This window comes from Streptomyces viridochromogenes DSM 40736, assembly GCF_000158955.1.
Lineage (GTDB): Bacteria > Actinomycetota > Actinomycetes > Streptomycetales > Streptomycetaceae > Streptomyces > Streptomyces venetus.
In genome coordinates, this window is sequence record NZ_GG657757.1 from 3,940,454 (window position 1) to 3,961,210 (window position 20,757).

Below are 20,757 nucleotides of genomic sequence, written 5' to 3' on the forward strand. Positions count from 1 at the left end.
ACTCGGCGAGATAGTCGCCGGTGACGACGTCCAGCTCTCCGCCGGTGAGCATCTCGCGCAGGGCGTCGAAGCGGTCTCCGTAGAAGCCGGAGGCGTTGCCTATGCGGAGGGTCACGACGTCTCTCCCCCCGGCTTGCGACCGCTCCCCGGCGGCCCCGCGAATGCCTGGGCGATGTCCAGCCAGCGGTCGGCGTCGGGCCCGTCGGCGTGCAGAGCGAGGTCGCAGCGGTGGGCGCGCTGGGTGACGAGGAGGCAGAAGTCGAGGGCGGGGCCGGTGACGCGCTGCGGTGCGCCCTCGGGGCCGTAGGTCCACACGTCACCCGAGGGTGCGCGGAGTTCGACGCGGAAGGGGTCGGTGGGCGGGATCAGCCCGTGCGCGCCGTAGGCGAAGTCCCGGGTCCGCACCCCGAGCCAGGCCACATGCCGCAGTCGGTCGGTGGGTGGGCGCACCACACCCAGGGCGTCGGCCACGTCCTGGCCGTGGGCCCAGGTCTCCATGAGCCGGGCCGTCGCCATGGAGGCGGCCGACATGGGCGGGCCGTACCAGGGGAAGCGCGCCTTGGGCGGGGCGGCCCGCAGCGCCCTCTCCAGCGCCGCACGCCCGTCGCGCCACCGGGCGAGCAGCTCGGCCGGCGGGAGCCCGGCGTCCTCCTCGGCGCCCTCGTCGACGAAGGAGCCCGGTGCCGTGAGGGCCTTCTCGACCAGCGCGCGGAAGCCGTCGGCGTCCGTGACGGCGAGCAGGGCCGAGCGGTCCGTCCAGGCGAGGTGGGAGATCTGGTGGGCCACGGTCCAGCCGGGCGCGGGGGTCGCGAGCGCCCAGTGCTCCGCGCTCGACCCGGCCACGAGGCGGTCGAGTTCCTCGCTCTCCTCGTGCAGATCGTCGATCACGGTCGTCGGATCGGACACGGGCGCTCCCCTCGGGGCACGGCGGTGTGCGGGGTGATGCGGGGTGGTGCGGCGTGCTGAGGAGCATGGCAGCGGCGCCAGAAACAATCAAGCGTGCTTGCATGAAACTGTTCCGGCGGCCGGAAACGTGTCATGAAGGGCGTTCCATGGGCCAGGTATCGGGGGAAGAACAAGGATGAGCAACTGGAACGGGGGCGGTCAGCCGCCGCATCACCCGCACGGCGGGCAGCCGTACCCACCGCCCGCGCCCGGGCCGTACCCGCCGGGACCGTATCCACCGCCCCCTCCGGGACCGTATCCACCGTCGCCCGGGCCCTACGTACCACCGCAGCCGCAGCCCGGCGGCGGCCACCCGCCCCACCCCTGGCCACCGCAGGCCCCGCCCCCCGGTCCCTTCACCCGGCTGCGGCGGCGGATCGGTCCCATCCACACCGCACGCCGGGTCTTCAAGCCGTCGCGGCCGGACCTCGTCGAGGACCCTTTCGTCATGCGGATGCAGAAGATCCGCACGCTCGTGGGGCTCGCCGCGGTGGTGTGGATGTCGGTGGCCTACAAGATCGCCCACTCCGTGGAGGACGTCGCGAGCGACCGTCTCGACCAGTCGTGGATCAGCGTGCTGGTGCTGTGCGTGACGCTCCCGGTCGTCGTGGGCGTCCTGCTGGCCCTGACGGCTCCTTCGGCCCGCCGGGACCTCCTGCGCCGGGCCGGCAAGTCGTTCGGCGCGATGGTGGCCCTCGTCGCGGCGGTCTTCGTCTTCCCCGCGTCCGTGCTCACGGGCTTCATGGACGGGAAGTTCGCGACCAACCCGGTGATGGCCGTGGTCACCGGCCTGGGTATGGCGATCACGTTCTTCTGGGTCCTTCCGTTCATCATCTGGGGCATCGGCCTGGCCCTGATCCACGTGTTCCGCACGGCCGACATCCACCAGACGATGCCGCCGCTGCTGGCCATGACGCTGGTGTGGGAGATGGCCCTGATCGACCTGCTCACCGGGGCGTACGCGGGCGTGCCCGTGCCGGTGCGCGTGGTGTTCGTGATCGGCGCGCCGGTCTCGGTGACGGCGGTGGCGCTGTGGGAGCTGCGGCGGCTGCGGACCCTCTACGGGATCTCGGTGCGGGGTGTGCTGGTGCGCTAGGAACCGCCCCGGCCGGAGGCGAGGGACGAACAACCTCCTTGCGTTGGAGCGCACTTCAATTGCCAGGATGCCCGACGCGCACCGCGAGTCTTCGCCTTCGCCAGGGAGGGACCTGAGCCATGCCCGATGTGAACTTCGCGCTGGGAACGATGAAATTCGGCACCACGGTGGACGCCGCCACGTCCTTACATCTGCTCGACCGGTTCGCGGACGCCGGCGGGACGATCCTCGACACGGCCGACTGCTACGCCTTCTGGTCCGACCCGGACAGCCGCGGTGGTCAGAGCGAGGAGGTCATCGGCGGGTGGCTGGCCCGCCGCCCCGGCCGGCGCGACCAGATGTACCTCAGCACCAAGGTCGGTGCCCAACCCGTCGCCCCCGGCGACTGGCCGGCCAATCGTCAGGGACTGTCGGCACGGGCGGTCAAGGCCGCTGTCGAGGGCAGCCTGCGCCGGCTGGGTACCGATCGGATCGACCTGTACTGGGCCCACATGGAGGATCGCGCGGTCCCTCTGGCCGAGTCCGCCGAGGCGTTCGGCGCACTGGTCTCCGAGGGGACGGTGGGCCGGCTGGGCTGCTCCAACCACCCGGTGTGGCGCGTGGAACGGGCCCGGCAGATCGCCAGGGACAACGGCTGGGCCGGATACACCGCGCTCCAACTGCGCCACTCCTACCTCCAGCCCCGCCCCGGCGTGCCCGTGCCCGGTCAGGCCCACCGGTTCGGCTGGGTCACCGACGAGGTCATCGACTACGTCGACAGCGAACCGGACCTCTCCCTGTGGGTGTACACGGCCCTGTTGAACGGCTTCTACAGCCGCCCGGACCAACCGCTCCCCGACGCCTACGACCACCCCGGCACCTCCCGGCGGCTCGCGGCCCTGGACAAGGTGGCCGGGGACCTCGGAGTGAGCCGGAACCAGGTCGTCCTGTCCTGGCTGACCGGGGGTGAGCCGGCCGCCACCCCGATCGTCGGTGTCAGCACACCGGAGCAACTCGACGAGGCACTCGCCGGAGCTCGCTTGCGGCTGCCCGCCGAACACCGCCGCCTGCTCGACGAGACCGTCTGACAGCCGGGCACCGGCCGTCGAGTGCTACCCGTCGATGTCGAGGGCCGTCCCGTACAGCCGGTCCACCTTCAACCGGACGACCACACGGCGTTCGGCGACCAACTGCTCCAGGAACGCGTCCTCGTCCTCCGGCCGCGCCCCCTCCGGGACGATCCCGAGCAGTTCCCGTCCGACCTCGTCACCGGGAACCGTCGTGACGTCGGAGACCTCGGCCTCGCCCTCCGCGACGGCGAACGACCAGACGTTCCCGCCCTGCACATGCAGCGCGGCCTTCGGGTCGTTCCGCAGTTGCCTGACCTTGACACGGTCGGCTGTCGTCGAGAACCGCACGACGCGTGCCTCGGGGTCCCAGCTGTAGAGCATGGTGGTCAGATGGGGACGGCCATTGCGTTTGACGGTGGCCAGGGTGCCGAACTGCTGCGCGCCGAGCAGCTGGGAGAGGGCTTCGTCGGACAGGGGGCGAGGGCCCGGTGTTTGAGTCATGACCAGGTCAACTCGGGTGCTGGTTCGGATATTTCGACGATGTGAGCTTTCGCGGCGCGCGCTCCTGCCGCCAGGATGCCGCCCGGCCAAACCCGTCGCATCCTTCCGCCCCGCCCGGTACGGTCTCGAACGTGTGCCCACCGCCGGGCAGTTCCCACGGAGAGTAGGTTTCGTCCATGGCATGTCGGATCAGTGAACTCGTGCTCGGCTGCCGCGACCCCCAGGTGCTGGCGCGGTTCTGGTGCGAGGTCCTGGACTTCGTGGTGCTCGACAGCGAAGGGAACGAATTCTTCGAGATCGGGCCGCGCGAAGGGTTCGGCGGCCCGCAGCCGACGATCATCCTCAGCCGCAGGGACGAGCCGGAGCCGGGGAAGACCCGGCTGCACATCGACGTCAACGCCACCGACCGCGACCAGGACGCCGAACTCGAACGCCTCCTGAAGCTCGGGGCGCGCCCGGCCGACATCGGCCAGAGTGGCGACGAGCCGTGGCACGTGCTCGCGGACCCCGAAGGCAACGAGTTCTGCCTGCTCAAGGCCCGCCTCAACCCCCTCTGACGGCTCCGTCGCGGCGCGGCTCAGGGCTTCTGAGCCGCAGGGCCCCTGAACCGGGGGTCTAGCCCTCCAGCCCCGTGCTCTCCAGTGCCGCCGTCTTCTTGCGGCCGCCGCCCACCTGGGTCCGTACCGCGCCCATGCTCGCCGCGATGACGAGGGCGATGGCGGCGGACTGCATGGCGGTGAGGGCCTGGTCGAGGACGAGGAAGCCGGCCGTCGCGGCGACGGCCGGTTCGAGGCTCATCAGGACCGCGAAGGTGGAGGCGGGCAGGCGGCGCAGGGCGAGGAGTTCGAGGGTGTAGGGCAGCACCGAGGAGAGCAGGGCCACCGCCGCGCCCAGGCCCAGCGTCACCGGGTCGACCAGCTTCGTACCCGACTCGGCGATCCCCAGGGGCAGGAAGAGCACCGCGCCCACCGCCATCGCCAGGGCCAGGCCGTCCGCCTGCGGGAAGCGACGCCCCGTACGGGCACTGAAGACGATGTATGCCGCCCACATGGCGCCGGCGCCCAGGGCGAAGGCCGCCCCTGTGGGGTCGAGGCTGCTGAAGCCTCCGCCGCCGAGGAGGAAGACACCGGCGAGGGCGAGCGCCGCCCAGACGACGTTGATCGCCCGGCGGGACGCCAGGACCGAGAGGGCGAGCGGGCCGAGGACCTCCAGGGTGACCGCGGGACCCAGCGGGATGCGGTCGACGGCCTGGTAGAAGAGGCCGTTCATCCCGGCCATGGTGATGCCGAAGACGACGACCGTGCCCCAGTCGGTGCGCGAGTGGCCGCGCAGCCGCGGACGGCAGACCAGCAGCAGGACGACCGCCGCCACGAACAGGCGCAGCGCCACCACCCCGAGGGCACCGGCCCGCGGCATCAGCGTCACCGCCAGCGCGCCGCCGAACTGCACCGAGATCCCGCCCGCGAGCACCAGGCCCACGGGCCCGAGGGAGCCCGGCGACCCGAGGGGGCCGAGGCGGCGCGGCGCACCGGCCGGTGCCGGGGCGACGGAGGTCGCGGGCTGGGACGTGGTGGCGCTGCCGGGGGTGGTCACGGGGCGGTCCTGTGCTCGGTTCGGATGTGTGCTCGGTTCAGATGCGTATGTACACCATGGTGCACGGTGGCGTACATCCAGATGTACTGTCAAGTCCAGAGTAATGGACTCGGTCAGGGGCGTAAACCGTTTATGCCACTGTCTCGGAATGCGGGCTTCTCAGCGCCGCGCCAGATACAGGTTCAGCGCCTTGTAGAGCAGCCGGTTGAGCGGGAAGTCCCATTCGCCGAGGTACTCGACGGCCTCGCCGCCGGTGCCCACCTTGAACCGGAGCAGGCCCAGCAGGTGGCTGGACTCCTCCAGGGTGTCGGTGATGCCGCGCAGGTCGTAGACGGCGGCGCCGAGTTCGTGCGCGTCGGTCATCATGCGCCACTGCACGGCGCTGCTCGCCTGGACCTCGCGCCGGCGGCCGGTGGAGGCGCCGTAGGAGTACCAGACGTGGTCGCCGACGGTCAGCATGGTCGCGGCGGCGAGCACCTCGCCGTCGTGGGACGCGAGATAGAGCCGCATGCGGTCCGGGTGCTCGGCGGTGAGCGCGTGCCACATGCGCTGGAAGTAGGGAAGCGGGCGCGGGAGGAAGCGGTCCCGCTCGGCGGTCTCGGTGTACAGCTCGTGGAAGGCCGGCAGGTCCTCGTAGTCGCCGCGTACGACCTTCACTCCGGCCTTCTCCGCCTTGCCGATGTTGCGCCGCCACTGCTGGTTCAGGCCGCCGCGGATGTCGTCCAGCGAGCGTCCGGCGAACGGCACCTGGAAGACGTACCGGGGCTGTCCCGCGGCGAAGCCGTCCTCGCCGCCGGGTTCGGCCTGCCGCCAGCCCATCCGGCGCAGGGCGTCGGCGATCTGGTCCGCGCCGGGCTCGAACGACGTCGCCCGGACGTCACGCAGCCGCTGGGCCGCCGGATCCGCGATCCCGGCCTTGACCGCCTCGGCGTCCCAGCGGCGCACCACGACCGGCGGGCCCATCCGGACCGCGAAGGCGCCGCGCCGCCGCAGGTGCTCGAGCATCGGCCGCAGCAGAAGATCCAGGCCGGGCGAGTGCCAGTCGATCAGCGGGCCCTCGGGCAGGTAGGCGAGGTAGCGCCGCAGGCCGGGCAGGCTCGGGCCGGGCAGCGGGCGCAGCAGGGCAAGGCCCGCGCCGACGAGCTGCCCGCTCCCGTCCAACCAGCCCAGGCTCTCCGCCCTCCAGTCGGGCTTCACCTCGCCCCAGGACGGCACCTGGGTGTGGCTGGCGGAGGAGCGGGCCCTGACGAACGCGAGGTGCTCGTCGCGGGTGATCGGCTGGACGCGGACGTTCGTGGGCGGCATGGGCGGGGCTCCTTCGCTCGGTTGGTGCCGAGAGCCTAGGAGCGGTTCCGGCCGTCCCCGGGCCGAGACACTCGCGTCCGCCCGTCCGGTGGCCCGAACGCCTCAAGCGCCTGGGCGCTCCGCGTCCAGCGCGTCCGCGAGCACCTCCGCCAGATGCCTCCCACGCACCCCCGCCAGCTGTTCCAGCTGCGTACGGCAGGAGTAGCCGTCCGCCAGGATCACCGTGCCGTCCGGGGCGTCCCGCACCGACGGGAGGAGCTGGTCCTCCGCGCACGCGGCGGACACCTCGTAGTGGCCCTTCTCGAAGCCGAAGTTCCCCGCGAGACCGCAGCAGCCGCCGCTGAGGTCGCCGGTGAGGTGAGCGGACCCGCGCAGCCGGCGGTCGGCGGCGTCGCCCAGCACCGCGTGCTGGTGGCAGTGGGTCTGGCCGGCCACCGGGCGGTCCACACGCGGCGGTGTCCAGTGCGGCGCGTGGCGTTCCAGCGTCTGGGCGAAGGTGAGGACCTTCGCGGCGAGGCGGGCCGCGCGCGGGTCGTCGTGCAGCAGCTCGGGGACGTCGGTGCGCAGGGCCGCGGCGCAGCTCGGCTCCAGCACCACCACCGGGGCGCCGGTCTCCAGCACCGGCTCCATCAGGTCCAGCGTGCGGCGCATGACGGCCCGGGCCTGGTCCAGCTGGCCCGTCGACACGTACGTCAGCCCGCAGCAGACCCGGCCCCGGCCCCGCAGCAGGGACAGCGGGTCGAGAGCGACCGTCCTGCCGTCACCCACCGGCGGTTTCACCAGACGCAGGGTCGGCGGCAGCGCCACCCGCAGCCCGGCCGCCTCCAGCACCCGCACGGCGGCCTGCCCCACGGAAGGCGAGAGATGCTCGGTGAAGGTGTCCGGCCACAGGACGACCAGGTCACCGCGAGGCACCTCCCCCGCACCCCGCCGCCGCTCCCACCAGCTGCTGAACGTGCGCGTCGCCACCCGCGGGATCTTCCGCTCGGGCGCGATGCCGCCCAGCCGTTTCGCCGTCCACGCGAAGGGGGGTATCCGGGCGAGCAGGTTGACCAGCGCCGCCGTGCGCGTGCGGGACACGGCACGGAGCCACTGCGGCAGCCGGCCCATCGCGTAGTGCGCGGCCGGACGGCGGCGGCCCGCGTAGTGGTGGTGGAGGAACTCCGCCTTGTACGTGGCCATGTCGACCTCCACCGGGCAGTCCGACCGGCAGCCCTTGCAGGACAGGCACAGGTCGAGGGCGTCCCGTACCTCGGTCGAGCGCCAGCCGTCGGTCACGACCTCACCGGCGAGCATCTCGTGCAGCAGCCGGGCCCGCCCGCGCGTGGAGTGCTCCTCCTCGCCGGTGGCCCGGAAGGACGGGCACATGACGGCGGAGCCGGACACCGAGGTCGTACGGCACTTGGCGACGCCCACGCAGCGCCGCACCGCCGCCGAGAAGTCACCGCCGTCGGCGGGGTAGCCGAAGGCGACATCGACCGGTTCGCGCGGCAGGACGGAGAAGCGGAGGCCGGCGTCGAGCGGCGCGGGGCGTACGAGCATCCCGGGGTTGAGCAGGTCGTCCGGGTCCCACACCCCCTTCACCCGCTCGAAGAGGCCGACCATCTCCGGCCCGTACATCCGGGGCAGCAGCTCCGCCCGCGCCTGCCCGTCCCCGTGCTCCCCGGACAGCGAACCGCCGTGCGCCACCACCAGTTCCGCGAGCTCCTCCGAGAAGCGGCGGAAACGGGCGACACCCGGCTCCGTCAGCAGGTCGAAGTCGATCCGGACGTGGATGCAGCCGTCCCCGAAGTGCCCGTACGGCGTGCCGCGCAGCCCGTGCGCGGTGAGCAACCCCCGGAAGTCCCGCAGATACGCCCCGAGCCGGGCGGGCGGCACCGCGCAGTCCTCCCACCCCGGCCAGGCTTCACTTCCGTCGGGCATCCGCGTCGCCGTGCCGCTCGCGTCCTCCCGGATCCGCCACAGCGCGCGCTGCCCCGCCGGGTCGGTGACCACGAGCGCGTCCACCACGTCGGCCGCCCGCACGATCGCCTCCGCACGCGCGCGTGCCTCCTCGGCCGACTCCCCGCCGGTCTCCACGAACAGCCAGGCCCCGCCCCGCGGCAGCGCGACCGCGGACGGCACCAGGTCCGCCGCCATGCCCTCCACCGTCAGCGGCCCGAACGGCAGCAGCCCGGCGGCTGCCTCCGCCGCCGCGCTCTCGTCGGTGTACGCCAGCACGGCCAGCGCACGCGCGCGTGGCGCCTCGACCAGTCGTACGACCGCTTCCGTCAGCACGCCCAGCGTGCCCTCGGAGCCGCAGAAGGACCGGGCCACGTCGGCGCCCCGCTCGGGCAGCAGGGCGTCCAGCGCGTACCCGGAGATACAGCGGGGCAGCTCCGGGAAGCCCGTACGCAGCCGGGCCAGGTCACCGTCCACCAGTTCCCGCAGCCCGTCCGGCGCTCCGGCCCAGTCCTGCCCGAGGCGCAGCCGCCGCCCTCGCGCGGTGATCACGTCCAGCTCGCGCACACTGTCCGCGGTGGTGCCCCACGCCACCGAGTGCGAGCCGCACGAGTTGTTGCCGATCATGCCGCCGAGCGTGCACCGGCTGTGCGTGGACGGATCCGGACCGAACCGCAGCCCGTGCGGGGCGGCGGCCTCCTGGAGCCGGTCGAGCACCAGCCCCGGCTGCACGACGGCCGTACGCGCACCGGGATCCAGGGACACGAGCCGGTTCATGTACCGGGTGAAGTCCAGCACCACCCCCGTACCGGTCGCCTGCCCCGCGATGGACGTCCCCCCGCCCCGCGCCACCACCGGCACGCCCCGCTCCCGGCAGACCTCCAGTACCGCCGCCACGTCATCGGCGTCTCTCGGCGCCACGACCCCGTGCGGCACCCGCCGGTAGTTGGAGGCATCCATGGTGACCAGCGCCCGCGCGGTGACCCCGAAGCCGACGTCACCGCGGACGGCCTCGCGCAACTCGCCTTCGAGAGCCGTCAGATCCGTGCCGTGCCGAAGATCCGTCATGCCTCAAGCATGCACGCGAACACTGACAGTGACGACCCCGCGCCCGCGCACCGGTCGCACCGCCGTCCACTCTCCGTCTCACCGGACGGACGAGGTTTCGCCCAGGTTTCTGGAAACGGCTACGCTCCCCTCCGTGGCTGAGATCCAGATTCCCGCTGACATCAAGCCCGCCGACGGACGTTTCGGCGCGGGCCCCTCCAAGGTTCGGACGGAAGCGCTGGACGCGCTGGCCGCCACCGGCACCTCTCTCATGGGCACCTCCCACCGCCAGGCACCCGTCAAGAACCTGGTCGGCAAGGTGCGCGAGGGCATCCGTGAGCTGTTCCAGCTCCCCGACGGCTACGAGGTGGTCCTCGGCAACGGCGGCTCCACCGCGTTCTGGGACGTCGCGACGCACGGCCTGATCGAGAACAAGTCGCAGCACCTCAGCTTCGGCGAGTTCTCCTCCAAGTTCGCCAAGGCCGCGAAGCTCGCGCCGTGGCTGGCCGAGCCGGACGTCGTCTCCAGCGACCCGGGCACCCACCCCGAGCCGGTCGCCGAGGCGGGCGTCGACGTCTACGCCCTCACGCACAACGAGACCTCGACCGGTGTCGCCATGCCGATCAAGCGCGTGGCCGGTGCCGACGAGGGCGCCCTGGTCCTCGTGGACGCCACCTCGGGCGCCGGCGGCCTGCCCGTCGACATCGCCGAGACGGACGTCTACTACTTCGCCCCCCAGAAGTCCTTCGCCTCCGACGGCGGCCTCTGGATCGGCGTCTTCTCCCCGGCCGCGATCGAGCGCGCCGAGCGCGTCCACGCGTCCGGCCGGCACGTCCCGGAGTTCTTCTCGCTGCCGACGGCGATCGACAACTCCCGCAAGAACCAGACGTACAACACCCCGGCCCTCGCCACGCTGTTCCTCCTCAACGAGCAGCTGGAGTGGATGAACGGCCAGGGCGGCCTGGACTGGTCGGTCCGCCGCACCGCCACCTCCGCGCGGACGCTGTACGGCTGGGCCGAGGACGTCAAGTTCGCGAACCCCTTCGTCACCGACCCCGCCAAGCGCTCGGCGGTCATCGGCACGATCGACTTCACGGACGAGGTCGACGCCGCCGCCGTCGCCAAGGTCCTGCGCGCCAACGGCATCGTCGACACCGAGCCCTACCGCAAGCTCGGCCGCAACCAGCTCCGCGTCGCGATGTTCCCGTCGATCGACCCGGCGGACGTCGAGGCGCTCACGAAGTGCGTCGACTACGTGATCGAGAAGCTGTGATCTTCTCCCGCACGTGACCGACACGTGACGGAGGGCGCCCCGCGTGTGCGGGGCGCCCTCTCTCATGCTCGGGCAAGGGCCAGGAGAGGCACCCTCACCGGCCGGACCCCAGGATCCCGCGCAGACTGTCACCGACCGTCGCGACGGCCGGCTGCTGCGTGCTCGCCGTCTTCCGCGCCGCCGCCCGCGGCTTCGGGTCGGCGGTCTTCTTGCACACCGCGTCGGCCACACCGCTGCCGTGCGGCACCTTGCCGTTGGTCAGGTACGTGGCGAGGTGCTTGTCGAGGCAGGCGTTGCCGCTCAGGGTGATGCCGTGGTTGCCGCCGCCCTGCTCGACCACGAGGCTGGAGCCCTTCAGCAGCCGGTGCATGGTGACACCGCCCTCGTAGGGGGTGGCCGCGTCGTCCGTCGCCTGGAACAGCAGCACCGGCGGGAGCTTGGTGTTGGAGACGTTCACCGGCTTCAGCGACTTCGTCGGCCAGAACGCGCACGGCGCGTTGTACCAGGCGTTGTTCCAGGCCATGAACGGCGCCTTCTCGTACACCGCCCAGTTGTCCTTGCGCCACTGGTTCCAGTCACGCGGCCAGGACGCGTCACGGCACTGCACCGAGGTGTAGACGCTGTAGCCGTTGTCCCCGGAGGCGTCGATCGCGGCGATGTCGTCGTACGCCTTGACCAGCGCGGCGGTGTCGTGGTCGTTGACGTAGGCCGCGAACGTCTGCGCGAGGGTGGGCCAGTAGGCGTTGTTGTAGCCGCCGGGTATGAAGATGTCCTCCAGTTCGGAGGCGCCCACCTTGCCGCCCGCCGGCTTCTTGGCGAGGGCCGCCCGCATGGCGTACCACTTGGCCTCGACCGCGGCCGGCTTCGTGCCGAGCTTGTACGTGGAGTCGTACTTGGCGATCCAGGTCATGAGCGCCTTGTGGCGCTTGTCGAAGGCGTAGTCCTGCTGGAGGTTGTCGTCGTACCAGACGCCGGTCGGGTCGACGATCGAGTCCAGCACCAGGCGCCGCACGCGCTCGGGGTAGAGCTTGGCGTAGACCGCGCCGAGGTAGGTGCCGTACGAGTAGCCGAAGTAGTTGATCTTCGACGCGCCGAGGGCCTTGCGGATCGAGTCCATGTCCTTCACGGCGCTGACCGTGTCGATGTACGGCAGGACGTCCTTGTACTTCCTGCCGCAGGCCTGTGCGAAGGACTTGGCGCGCGCGAGGTTGGCACTCTCCAGCGCCGGGGTGCTGGGCACGGAGTCGGGGCGCACCGGGTCGAAGTGGCCCGGCTTGCAGTCCAGGGCGGGCTGGCTCTTGCCCACGCCGCGCGGGTCGAAGCCGATGACGTCGTACTGGGCGGCCACCTCCTTGGGCAGGGAGGACGCGACGAACCCGGCCAGGGACAGGCCGCTGCCGCCGGGGCCGCCGGGGTTGACGAGCAGCGGGCCCTGGGACTTCGACGCGGTGTGCGGCACGCGGGACAGCGCGAGCGTGATCTGCTTCCCCCGCGGCTTGGCGTGGTCGAGCGGCACCTTCACCGACGCGCACTGGAGCGTCGGGACGTCGTCCGTACCGCACTTCTTCCAGGTGACCTTCGCGGCGGCGGTCCGGGCGGTGTTCGCGGAGTGCGACGCGCCGGCACTGGCGGGGACGGCGGTGAGCGTCCCGGCCAGTACGACGGTCGCGCCGCACAGTACGGCTGCGCTTCTTCTCATGGAGTTCTCTCAGAACGGTGAGGGGGGTCAGGCCCGCGAGTGACACGGGCCGTGCCGCATCGTTTCGGAAGAGCGCGCCACGCACGTACGTTTTCGACCAAGACTTGACCGAATCGAGTCATAGCCTGTTCTCAGACTCCCCTCAGACATGGGGAGTTCTGGCATTTCACAACAATGCGGACGAGAGCGCCGCCGTGGGGGCGCCCGGCGAGCACCGGGCGCCCCCACGTCACCCCGTGATCAGGTCGCCGTGCAACTCACACTCGGCGCGCCCCCGCCACCGGGCGCACCGCCCAGGCCGAAGCTCGCCGAACCTCCCACCGCCACGCTCCCGTTGTGCGCGGCGTTCACCGCCGTGACGGTCGCCCCGCTCTGGGTGTGCGACGCGTTCCACATGCTCGTGACCTTCTGGGACCCGCTCCACGTCCAGCTCACCTTCCAGGACTTCAGCGGAACAGTGCCCGTGTTGGTCACCTTCACCTCGGCGTTGAAGCCGCCGCCCCAGTCGCTGCTGACGGTGTACGCCGCGGCGCAGGTGGCCGTGCCGCCGCCGGGGTCCCCGGGGTCGCCCGGGCCCGGACCGGAGCCGCCGCCCCCGAAGCCCGGGGCCTTGATGCTCGCCAGGTACCCGTCCTTCACGGTGTCCACGGTCTGCCAGTCGTCCTTCAGGATGCCGCCCGTGTCACCGGAGTTGGGGTTCCAGGACCAGAACGTCCACTGGAAGCTGTCGGCGCCGTACGCCGAGGTCGAGCGCAGGTACTTCACCAGCTCCGCCAGCCACTTCTGGTCCACCGCCGGCTGGAGCGTCGTACCGAACTCGCCGAGCCACACCGGGGCGATGTTCTGTTTGAAGACGTACCCCCAGTACTTGTCCCAGATCCCCGGCAGGTTGGAGGGGAAGGCCGGATCGCTGAACCACGGCTGCTGGGCCACCGACGTGGCGTAGTCGTGGGCCGAGTACACCAGCCGGTTCGGGACGTCGAGCTGGACCGGGTACTGGGCGACACCCATCAGGTTGCCGCCCCACCAGCCGTTCGTGCCGTTGTACGACTGCACGCCCTCGACCATGATCAGCAGATCGGGGTTGACGGAGAGCACCGCGTTGCCCGCGCGCTGAGCGGCCAGGCGCCAGTCCCGGGTGGTGTCGCCGCAGCCCCAGCAGGCCGGGTCGTGGGGCTCGTTGTGCAGGTCGATGCCGACGACCGTGGGGTTGCCCTTGTAACGCGCCGCCAGGGACTTGAGGTTGGTGATCCACGTCGACTCGGGGACGGACGCCGTGTACCAGAGCGCGGACTGGCCCGCCGAGTCCGGGCGGTGCCGGTCGAGGACGATCTTGAGTCCGGCCTGCCCGGCGTACGCCACGATCCGGTCCAGGACCTGGAGCGAGGTCAACCCGCGCAGGTCGGTGTTCCTGCCGTCGTAGTTGACGCTCTCGGGGACGGTGCCGGACTTGAGGATGTCGTCGCTGTAGGGCATCCGGACCGTGTTGTAGCCCAGCGACTTCATCTGGTCGATCATGCTCTTGTAGTCGCGGGCCCACAGGCCGTGGACGACGTGGCTGTCGGTCTCGAAGCCGAACCAGTTGATGCCGGCGATACGGACCGGCTGCCCGGCCGCGTCCAGGATCTGCCGGCCGCTGGTGTGCCAGTAGCCGGCGCCGGCGGCCTTCGCGCCCACGTCGGCCTGTGCCGACTGCACGCCGGCCAGCGGTAACAGGAGCGCCGCGGCAACACACAGCGCTCTGCGCAGAGTGCGGAACATGTGGCTGCTTCCTCTCGGGTTCCTCCGGGGAGGGGGGAGGCGCGGCACCGGAACCACTATGGGAGCGCTCCCATAACGCCGCGCACCTCCCAGGAAACTGACGCGCCATGAGCACGTCAAGCCTCTGGGAGGTGCGCGTTCCGCTCGCTGACGGCTCAGCTTCTGAAACCGCCCTACCGCGAGCGGCAGGAAGATCGCGGTCAGGATCACCGGCCACACCCAGGCCATCAGCAGCGCGTGCTGCTCGACCCACGAGTCGCCACCGCCGACCGGCGTCCCGAACAGGTCGCGGGCCGCCGCGGCACCACGTCGGACCGGTAGGCCGGCCCGCCCTGGTGGCCTACCTCCGGCGCCGCAGCCCGCGCAGGCCGAGCAGGGCGACGCAGGCGACGGCGACGGCGATGGCGCCGGTCTTGAGGTTGCCGCTCAGTCCGCCGCCGCTGTCGCCGCCGTCCCGTGCGGCCGAACTCCCGCTGCCGGACGAGGCGTTCCCGCCCCCGGGCGCGTCCTGCCCCTCCACGGAGCTGTCGGCCCCCTCGGCGCCGTACATGAGCCGGTTGCCGTCGGCGGTGTAGGTGACGGACTCGCCCTGCCCGAGGAACGGCACGCCGAGCCGCTTCTCGCGCTTGATCTTCCCGCCGTTCCAGTCGTAGGCGATCGCGCCGAAGTAGCTGCGTACGACGAGGTGTTCGCCGTCCGGGGAGAGCGTGGCGTCGGTGGCCTCCAGGTCGGGGACGGCCGCGACGGGCTTGAAGACGTTGGTCCCGGAGGCGGAGAGCTCGGCCGGCCCCTCGTACAGGTGTCCGCCCTTCTCGTTCTTGTCGACGATGTAGGCGCGACCGGTCTTCGGGTGCACGACGAGGGACTCGGCGTCGCGGGGCCCGTCGGAGTACTTCACGACGTACTGCGTGGCCCGGATCGTCTGGTCCTTCAGCGTCTTCGGCTCGGGCAGTTCGTAGATCCACACGTGGGGCCAGCCGCCGCCGAGGTTGTCGCCGATGTCGCCGACGTAGATCCGGTTGCCAGGGCCGATGGAGATGGCCTCGACGTCCCTCGGTGTGCCGACGCCGGTGAGGGTGAGGCGGGCGACGGTCTCGCCGGTCCTGCTGTCGACGGCGTAGAGGTAGGGGCCGTCGTCACTGTCGTTGTGCGTCCAGTAGATGCCGGGGTGCAGGCGGGAGGCGGCCAGTCCGCTGGACTCCGTGATGCGCGGGTCCTTGATGGTGAAGTCCTCGTCGGCGTCTGCGGCGGAGGCGGGCACGGCGAGGGCGCCCACGAGGAGGGCCCCGGCGAGGAGGGCGAAGGGTCTGCGCATGCCCCAAGCCTGCCATCCCGCTCGGCGGTTCAGCGGGCGTGGCGCGGATGGCGGGCCCCCGCGCGTGGCCCGGCTCACACCCCATCCGGCGCCCTGATCCAGCATCATGAGCGGATGCTCAGGTTCATGCCCGTCGGTGACTCCATGACGATCGGAAGCGCGGGCGAACACACATGGCGCTACCGGCTGTGGCAGCACCTGTCCCGGTCCCACGGCGGCCCCTGCACCCTCGTCGGCCCGCGCGAGACGCTCTACGACAAGCGCGCCGAGGCCCCGGAGTCGTACGCGTACGCCGAACCCGACTTCCCGCGCGCCCACCTGGCCGGCTGGGGCGAGGGCTGGCTGCACATGGCGCCGCTGATCGGCGAGGCGGTGCGCTCGTGCCGCGCGGACATCCTGCTGGTCTCGCTCGGCCTCATCGACCTGGGCTTCTACACGAACGCCGAGCAGACCGCCGACAACGTCCGGGCCTTCGTGGCCGAGGCGCGGGCGGCGAACCGGCGGGTGCGGATGGTGTGGCTGCCGGTGATACCGAACGTGCGGGCCGAGACGGACCCGCCCTTCGCCACCGAGGTCGCCCGCTTCAACGAACTGCTGGCGAAGACGGCCGCCGACCTCGACGAGCCCGGCTCCCCCATCCTTCTCGCCTCGCTCCCCTCGTCGTACGCCGTCCACACCGACACCTACGACGGCACCCACCCGAGCGCGAGCGGCGAACACAAGATCGCGGCGGCCTTCGCGGAGGCGATGTACCAGGCCTGGGACCTGGCGGGGCCCTACGAGGGGTGACTCCCGTACCGACGTACTGATGCACGGCGCATCGACGTGACCGCTTGCCTGGAGCGCACTTCAAGACGTTGGCTTGGCGGTATGAAGTACACGCAGCTCGGACGCACGGGACTCAAGGTCAGCCGGCTCGTCCTCGGCACCATGAACTTCGGACCGCAGACCGACGAGGCCGACAGCCACGCCATCATGGACGCGGCGCTGGACGCGGGCATCAACTTCTTCGACACCGCCAACGTGTACGGCTGGGGCGAGAACAAGGGCCGTACCGAAAGCATCATCGGAAACTGGTTCGCCAAGGGCGAGGGCCGGCGCGACAAGGTCGTCCTCGCCACGAAGGTGTACGGGAACATGGGCGCCGACGGCCCGGCCTGGCCCAACCACGACAAGCTCTCCGCCCTCAACATCCGGCGGGCCGTGGACGCCAGCCTCAAGCGGCTCCAGACCGACCACATCGACGTCTACCAGTTCCACCACATCGACCGGGACACCCCCTTCGACGAGATCTGGCAGGCGATCGACGTCCTGGTCCAACAGGGCAAGATCCTCTACGTCGGGTCGTCGAACTTCCCCGGCTACAAGATCGCCCAGGCCAACGAGATCGCCGCCCGGCGCGGCGGGACCATCGGGCTGGTCAGCGAGCAGTGCCTGTACAACCTCGCCGAGCGGCGCGCGGAGATGGAGGTCATCCCGGCCGCGCAGGAGTACGGGCTCGGGGTCATCCCCTGGTCGCCGCTGCACGGCGGTCTGCTGGGCGGTGTGCTCAGGAAGGAGGTCGAGGGCGGACGCCGCGCCTCCGGCCGTGCCGCCGACGCCCTGAACGACCCCGCCATCCGAGCGCAGGTCCAGGCGTACGAGGATCTGCTCGACAAGCACGGCGTCGAGCCCGGCGAGGCCGCGCTGGCCTGGCTGCTGACCCGGCCCGGCGTGACCGGCCCGATCGTCGGCCCCCGCACCGCCGAGCAGCTCGCCTCCGCCGTCCGCGCCTGCGAGCTGGAACTCTCCGAGGAGCTCCTTACCGGCCTGGACGAGATCTTCCCGGGCCCGGGCCCGTCTCCGGAGGCCTTCGCCTGGTGACGCCCTGAAGGGGCGCGGGGAACTGCGCGACCAGCCCCCACCGGCCCGCAGCCGGAAGGCGGCCGCAGTTCCCCGGCGCTCTACTTCCCGAGCGCGGCCGCCAGGGCAACGACGACGAACATCAGCACAAGCACACCGGCCATGATCCGGTTGCGGGTTTTCGGGTCCACGACATCGAGCCTAACCGGCACCCCCGAGCGCCCAGCGCCCGACCGCCTCGTACCGGGGCTGCTCACCCGGAACCCCCGAGGTCGGCAGGTTGCTCCGCACCAGCGCCAGCTCGTCCACCGTCCAGGTCCGGCCGGTGAACGCGTCGAGAGCGTCCAGGTAGGCCCGCACATTCCCCGACTCCCGCCGACGGGCCACGGTCAGATGGGCCTTGTACCGCCGGTGCTCCCCCATCGGCACCCCCGCCTTCCGCGCCGCCGCCTCCGCCCGCCCGGCGAGCAGCCGCAGGGTCGCCAGATCGCCCTCGGCCCCGGCCCACAGCGCCTTGCCGCGCCCGAACTGCCCCCCACCCCGTACGGCCAGCGGAAACGGCTCGGTGCGGCGCGCGGCGCGCTCCAGCCGCTCCGACAGCTCGGGGACGAGACCGTCGTCGACCTCACCGTAGAACGCGAGCGTGAAGTGCCAGCCAGGACGACCGGTCCAGCGCATGCCGTCGGCGCCGGGCAGCCCGCGCAACTCGTCGACCACGGCGCCGAGTTCACGACACACCTCGTCCGGGGGCAGTACGGCTGCGAAGAGTCTCATGAGTCCAGCCTGGCACCATGAGCCCATGCGGATCACCATCCGGGACGGCGGGCCCGACGACATTCCCGCGATACTCGGAATGCTCGACAGCTGTGTGGAGTGGCTGGTATCCCAGGGGCGCACGGGGCAGTGGGGGACGCAGCCCCTGTCGCAGAGCCCGAAGACGGTGGAGTCGGTCGGCCGGTACCTGGCGGAGGGCAGCGTCTTCATGGCCGACGTCGACGGCGTCCCCGCCGGCACCCTCACCCTCACCGGTTCGCCGGGCGCCTACCTGTCCCACCTCCCCCACCCCGGCGAGCCCGAGCGCTACATCCACTGGCTCGCCTCCGACCGCCGCTTCAAGGGGCACGGTGTGGGCAGCGCCCTGCTGGCCCACGCCGCCGAGGAGACCCGCCGCGCCGGGATCTCCCTCCTGCGCGTCGACTGCTACGCCGGGGACGACGGCAAACTCGTCCGCTACTACGAATCCAACGGCTTCACCCGCACCGAGGCCTTCACGCTCGGCGAGAACGACTGGCCGGGGCAGTTGCTGGCGCGGCGGGTGTAGGCGGCCGCCAGGTCCGGGCGTGTCCCGGTCGCCGTACGTGTCGTTGTACTGCGCGGTCGTTTCCATCCAAGGGTGCGGCCGGGGAGGAGCGCCACGATGACCGTCCTTGACGACAGGATCGAGATGGCCGACAGCAGCGGCGAACTCACCCTCGACATTATGTTCGAGTGGGTGGAGACGATGCCCGTCCCCGAGGGGTACAAGGTCGAGATCGTCGGGGGGCACATCTTCACGGCTCCTCAGCGGGACACCCACTGGGACATCATCGCGGACATCTACGACCAGCTGCGCGCCAAGTATTCGCGCAAGCGCGTGAAGTCCGACGTCCGCGTCGACTACCCGGGCCACCTCAACGGCTTCGCCTCCGACGTGACGGTGATGGCGGAGGGCGCGGTGAAGGACTCCAAGGGGCTGTGGCGCTACCAGGACGTCGAGTTCGTCGCCGAGGTGATCTCCAGGAAGACCGCGGCGAACGACTACGGCCCCAAGAAGGACGCCTACGCCGCGGCCGGCGTCCCGGTGTACCTGATCGTGGATCCGTACACCGGCCGCTGGCACCTGCACACCAAGCCCAAGGACGGCGAGTACCGGGGTGAGCTGAGTCTCGACTTCGGGGACGAGGTCGACCTGACCGGCACCGTGGTCGGCCTCGTCCTCGAGACCGGCGAGTTCCCCCGCGACTGAGCCCGGCTACGCCGCCGGGGCCAGTGCCTCATGCTCCCGGGGCACGAACCGCACCCGAGGGTGGCCGCGGTGCCAGCCGACCGAGAGGCGGAGGTTGCCCACGCGGGCCAGGATCAGGCCGATGACGGCCGCCGCCACCGCCGCCACCGCACCGCCGGTCGCGAGACCCACCCGGGCGCCGTACGTGTCGGTGATCCAGCCGACGATCGGGGCGCCGACCGGGGAGCCGCCGAGGAAGACCATCATGTAGAGGGCCATGACGCGGCCACGCATCGCCGGGTCCGTGGACATCTGGATGCTGGTGTTCGTCGTGACGTTGACCGTCATGCCGAACAGGCCCAGCGGGACCATGAGCAGTGCGAACATCCACAGGGTGGGTGTCGTGGCCGCCACGATCTCCAGGGCGCCGAAGACCAGCGCCGCCGCGATCAGCAGCCGCAGCCGGGACGTGCCGCGCCGGGCGGCGAGCAGGGCCCCCACGACCGAGCCGACCGCCATCAGCGTGTTGAACATGCTGTACGCGCCCGCGCCCGCGTGGAACACGTCGTCCGCGAAGGCCGAGAGGTAGACCGGGAAGTTGAAGGCGAACGTGCCGACGAAGCCGACCAGGACGATCGGCCAGATCAGCTCGGGCCGGCCGGTGACGTAGCGCACGCCCTCCCGCAGCTGCCCCTTGCCGCGCGGGGCCCGCTCGACGACGTGCAGTTCGCGGGCCCGCATCAGCAGCAGGCCGGCGAGCGGCGCGACGAAGGACAGGCCGTTGAAGAGGAACGCCCAGCCGGTGCCGACGCCGGTGATCAGCAGGCCCGCGACGGCGGGGCCGACCAGGCGGGCGGACTGGAAGTTGGCGGAGTTCAGGCCGACCGCGTTCTGCAGCTGCCCGGGGCCGACCAGCTCGGAGACGAAGGACTGCCGGGCCGGGTTGTCGACGACCGTGGCGAGACCGACGGCGAAGGCGGCGACGTACACGTGCCACACCTGGACCTGGCCGGTGAGAGTCAGGACGGCGAGGGCGATCGCGGTGACGCCCATCGACGACTGCGTCACGAGCAGCGTGGGCCGCTTGCGCAGCCGGTCGACGAGGACCCCGCCGTAGAGGCCGAAGAGCAGCATCGGCAGGAACTGCAGCGCGGTCGTGATGCCGACGGCGGCGGAGGAGCCGGTGAGGCTGAGGACCAGCCAGTCCTGGGCGATGCGCTGCATCCAGGTGCCGATGTTGGAGACGACCTGTCCCATGAAGAACAGGCGGTAGTTCCTGACCTTCAGGGAGGAGAACATCGAGGACTTGCGCGCGGGGCGGGCGGCGGGTGCGTCGGAGGTGGGCGGGGAGTCGTGGGGGTCAGGTGCGGGGGCGGAAGCTGCTCCGGGTCCCGTACTCAAAAGGG

19 protein-coding genes are annotated in these 20,757 nt (G+C 71.5%); 8 read left to right on the forward strand and 11 right to left on the reverse strand.

Going from position 1 to position 20,757, the window contains the following annotated elements; all coding sequences use genetic code 11:
* Together SSQG_RS41390 and SSQG_RS17195 are read right to left on the reverse strand one after the other, a co-directional pair.
* A partial coding sequence (locus SSQG_RS41390; protein ID WP_167545789.1) for an acyclic terpene utilization AtuA family protein occupies positions 1 to 115 on the reverse strand: 115 nt, incomplete at its 3' end.
* Entirely contained in the window at positions 112 to 906 is a 795-nt protein-coding gene (locus tag SSQG_RS17195) for a TIGR03084 family metal-binding protein (protein ID WP_003991076.1), read from the reverse strand. The genes SSQG_RS41390 and SSQG_RS17195, both read right to left, overlap by 4 nt.
* Before the next feature lie 487 nt (positions 907 to 1,393).
* Here SSQG_RS17195 and SSQG_RS17200 point away from each other — a divergent pair, with 487 nt between their 5' ends.
* Both SSQG_RS17200 and SSQG_RS17205 read left to right on the forward strand, forming a co-directional pair.
* The gene (locus SSQG_RS17200; RefSeq protein ID WP_244299498.1) at positions 1,394 to 2,041 is read left to right on the forward strand and encodes a hypothetical protein; all 648 of its coding nucleotides are present in this window, start codon (positions 1,394 to 1,396) and stop codon (positions 2,039 to 2,041) included.
* A gap of 119 nt (positions 2,042 to 2,160) precedes the next feature.
* A complete protein-coding gene (locus SSQG_RS17205) occupies positions 2,161 to 3,108 on the forward strand; it encodes an aldo/keto reductase (RefSeq protein WP_003991078.1) in 948 nt (315 codons plus the stop codon).
* Positions 3,109 to 3,132: 24 nt separating this feature from the next.
* Here the strand turns inward: SSQG_RS17205 and SSQG_RS17210 are convergent, their stop codons facing one another.
* Positions 3,133 to 3,591 carry a pyridoxamine 5'-phosphate oxidase family protein gene (locus tag SSQG_RS17210; RefSeq protein WP_003991079.1) on the reverse strand — a complete coding sequence of 153 codons (459 nt, stop codon included), beginning with the start codon at positions 3,589 to 3,591 and terminating at the stop codon, positions 3,133 to 3,135.
* Positions 3,592 to 3,767: 176 nt separating this feature from the next.
* On the opposite strand from SSQG_RS17210, the gene SSQG_RS17215 reads away from it, so the two are divergent.
* Positions 3,768 to 4,148 carry a VOC family protein gene (locus tag SSQG_RS17215; RefSeq protein ID WP_003991080.1) on the forward strand — a complete coding sequence of 127 codons (381 nt, stop codon included), beginning with the start codon at positions 3,768 to 3,770 and terminating at the stop codon, positions 4,146 to 4,148.
* A 58-nt stretch (positions 4,149 to 4,206) separates the two neighbouring features.
* Here SSQG_RS17215 and SSQG_RS17220 read toward each other — a convergent pair whose 3' ends face one another.
* The 3 genes from SSQG_RS17220 to SSQG_RS17230 all read right to left on the reverse strand — a co-directional run bounded on the left by SSQG_RS17220 (position 4,207) and on the right by SSQG_RS17230 (position 9,471).
* Positions 4,207 to 5,184 (reverse strand): EamA family transporter, encoded by a 978-nt coding sequence (locus SSQG_RS17220; RefSeq protein ID WP_003991081.1) that lies wholly within the window; start codon positions 5,182 to 5,184, stop codon positions 4,207 to 4,209.
* A gap of 159 nt (positions 5,185 to 5,343) precedes the next feature.
* Positions 5,344 to 6,489 carry a lipid II:glycine glycyltransferase FemX gene (locus tag SSQG_RS17225; RefSeq protein ID WP_003991082.1) on the reverse strand — a complete coding sequence of 382 codons (1,146 nt, stop codon included), beginning with the start codon at positions 6,487 to 6,489 and terminating at the stop codon, positions 5,344 to 5,346.
* Between the two features lie 102 nt (positions 6,490 to 6,591).
* Positions 6,592 to 9,471: an FAD-binding and (Fe-S)-binding domain-containing protein gene (locus tag SSQG_RS17230; protein WP_039935148.1), complete on the reverse strand. Its 2,880-nt coding sequence runs from the start codon at positions 9,469 to 9,471 to the stop codon at positions 6,592 to 6,594.
* Positions 9,472 to 9,631: 160 nt separating this feature from the next.
* Here SSQG_RS17230 and serC point away from each other — a divergent pair, with 160 nt between their 5' ends.
* Positions 9,632 to 10,750, forward strand: a complete 1,119-nt coding sequence (gene serC, locus SSQG_RS17235; RefSeq protein WP_003991084.1) for a phosphoserine transaminase — start codon at positions 9,632 to 9,634, stop codon at positions 10,748 to 10,750.
* A 94-nt stretch (positions 10,751 to 10,844) separates the two neighbouring features.
* Here serC and SSQG_RS17240 read toward each other — a convergent pair whose 3' ends face one another.
* The 3 genes from SSQG_RS17240 to SSQG_RS17250 all read right to left on the reverse strand — a co-directional run bounded on the left by SSQG_RS17240 (position 10,845) and on the right by SSQG_RS17250 (position 15,525).
* Positions 10,845 to 12,449 carry an alpha/beta hydrolase gene (locus SSQG_RS17240; RefSeq protein ID WP_039932932.1) on the reverse strand — a complete coding sequence of 535 codons (1,605 nt, stop codon included), beginning with the start codon at positions 12,447 to 12,449 and terminating at the stop codon, positions 10,845 to 10,847.
* 240 nt (positions 12,450 to 12,689) lie between these two features.
* Positions 12,690 to 14,210, reverse strand: a complete 1,521-nt coding sequence (locus SSQG_RS17245; RefSeq protein WP_039932934.1) for a cellulase family glycosylhydrolase — start codon at positions 14,208 to 14,210, stop codon at positions 12,690 to 12,692.
* Between the two features lie 340 nt (positions 14,211 to 14,550).
* Positions 14,551 to 15,525: a hypothetical protein gene (locus SSQG_RS17250; protein WP_003991087.1), complete on the reverse strand. Its 975-nt coding sequence runs from the start codon at positions 15,523 to 15,525 to the stop codon at positions 14,551 to 14,553.
* Between the two features lie 114 nt (positions 15,526 to 15,639).
* Between SSQG_RS17250 and SSQG_RS17255 the strand changes: the two genes are divergently transcribed.
* A complete protein-coding gene (locus tag SSQG_RS17255; RefSeq protein ID WP_003991088.1) occupies positions 15,640 to 16,314 on the forward strand; it encodes an SGNH/GDSL hydrolase family protein in 675 nt (224 codons plus the stop codon).
* Between the two features lie 81 nt (positions 16,315 to 16,395).
* On the forward strand, positions 16,396 to 17,388 hold the full coding sequence (locus tag SSQG_RS17260) for an aldo/keto reductase (protein ID WP_003991089.1): 993 nt from the start codon (positions 16,396 to 16,398) through the stop codon (positions 17,386 to 17,388).
* A 180-nt stretch (positions 17,389 to 17,568) separates the two neighbouring features.
* Here SSQG_RS17260 and thpR read toward each other — a convergent pair whose 3' ends face one another.
* Positions 17,569 to 18,141, reverse strand: coding sequence for an RNA 2',3'-cyclic phosphodiesterase (gene thpR / locus SSQG_RS17265; protein WP_003991090.1), 573 nt, complete (start codon positions 18,139 to 18,141; stop codon positions 17,569 to 17,571).
* A 25-nt stretch (positions 18,142 to 18,166) separates the two neighbouring features.
* On the opposite strand from thpR, the gene SSQG_RS17270 reads away from it, so the two are divergent.
* Together SSQG_RS17270 and SSQG_RS17275 are read left to right on the forward strand one after the other, a co-directional pair.
* Positions 18,167 to 18,688 carry a GNAT family N-acetyltransferase gene (locus SSQG_RS17270; RefSeq protein ID WP_003991091.1) on the forward strand — a complete coding sequence of 174 codons (522 nt, stop codon included), beginning with the start codon at positions 18,167 to 18,169 and terminating at the stop codon, positions 18,686 to 18,688.
* Between the two features lie 96 nt (positions 18,689 to 18,784).
* Positions 18,785 to 19,372: a Uma2 family endonuclease gene (locus SSQG_RS17275; protein WP_039932938.1), complete on the forward strand. Its 588-nt coding sequence runs from the start codon at positions 18,785 to 18,787 to the stop codon at positions 19,370 to 19,372.
* Between the two features lie 6 nt (positions 19,373 to 19,378).
* On the opposite strand, the gene SSQG_RS17280 is transcribed toward SSQG_RS17275, so the two are convergent.
* Positions 19,379 to 20,752 carry an MFS transporter gene (locus SSQG_RS17280; RefSeq protein WP_003991093.1) on the reverse strand — a complete coding sequence of 458 codons (1,374 nt, stop codon included), beginning with the start codon at positions 20,750 to 20,752 and terminating at the stop codon, positions 19,379 to 19,381.
* Positions 20,753 to 20,757 lie beyond the last annotated feature (5 nt).

Coding starts and splice junctions, on each gene's coding strand:
- SSQG_RS17200 (WP_244299498.1), top strand. CDS start 1,394: ATGCGGATGCAGAAGATCCGCACGCTCGTGGGGCTCGCCGCGGTGGTG.
- SSQG_RS17205 (WP_003991078.1), top strand. CDS start 2,161: ATGCCCGATGTGAACTTCGCGCTGGGAACGATGAAATTCGGCACCACG.
- SSQG_RS17210 (WP_003991079.1), bottom strand. CDS start 3,591: ATGACTCAAACACCGGGCCCTCGCCCCCTGTCCGACGAAGCCCTCTCC.
- SSQG_RS17215 (WP_003991080.1), top strand. CDS start 3,768: ATGGCATGTCGGATCAGTGAACTCGTGCTCGGCTGCCGCGACCCCCAG.
- SSQG_RS17225 (WP_003991082.1), bottom strand. CDS start 6,489: ATGCCGCCCACGAACGTCCGCGTCCAGCCGATCACCCGCGACGAGCAC.
- SSQG_RS17240 (WP_039932932.1), bottom strand. CDS start 12,449: ATGAGAAGAAGCGCAGCCGTACTGTGCGGCGCGACCGTCGTACTGGCC.
- SSQG_RS17245 (WP_039932934.1), bottom strand. CDS start 14,210: ATGTTCCGCACTCTGCGCAGAGCGCTGTGTGTTGCCGCGGCGCTCCTG.
- SSQG_RS17250 (WP_003991087.1), bottom strand. CDS start 15,525: ATGCGCAGACCCTTCGCCCTCCTCGCCGGGGCCCTCCTCGTGGGCGCC.
- SSQG_RS17255 (WP_003991088.1), top strand. CDS start 15,640: ATGCTCAGGTTCATGCCCGTCGGTGACTCCATGACGATCGGAAGCGCG.
- SSQG_RS17260 (WP_003991089.1), top strand. CDS start 16,396: ATGAAGTACACGCAGCTCGGACGCACGGGACTCAAGGTCAGCCGGCTC.
- thpR (WP_003991090.1), bottom strand. CDS start 18,141: ATGAGACTCTTCGCAGCCGTACTGCCCCCGGACGAGGTGTGTCGTGAA.
- SSQG_RS17270 (WP_003991091.1), top strand. CDS start 18,167: ATGCGGATCACCATCCGGGACGGCGGGCCCGACGACATTCCCGCGATA.
- SSQG_RS17275 (WP_039932938.1), top strand. CDS start 18,785: ATGACCGTCCTTGACGACAGGATCGAGATGGCCGACAGCAGCGGCGAA.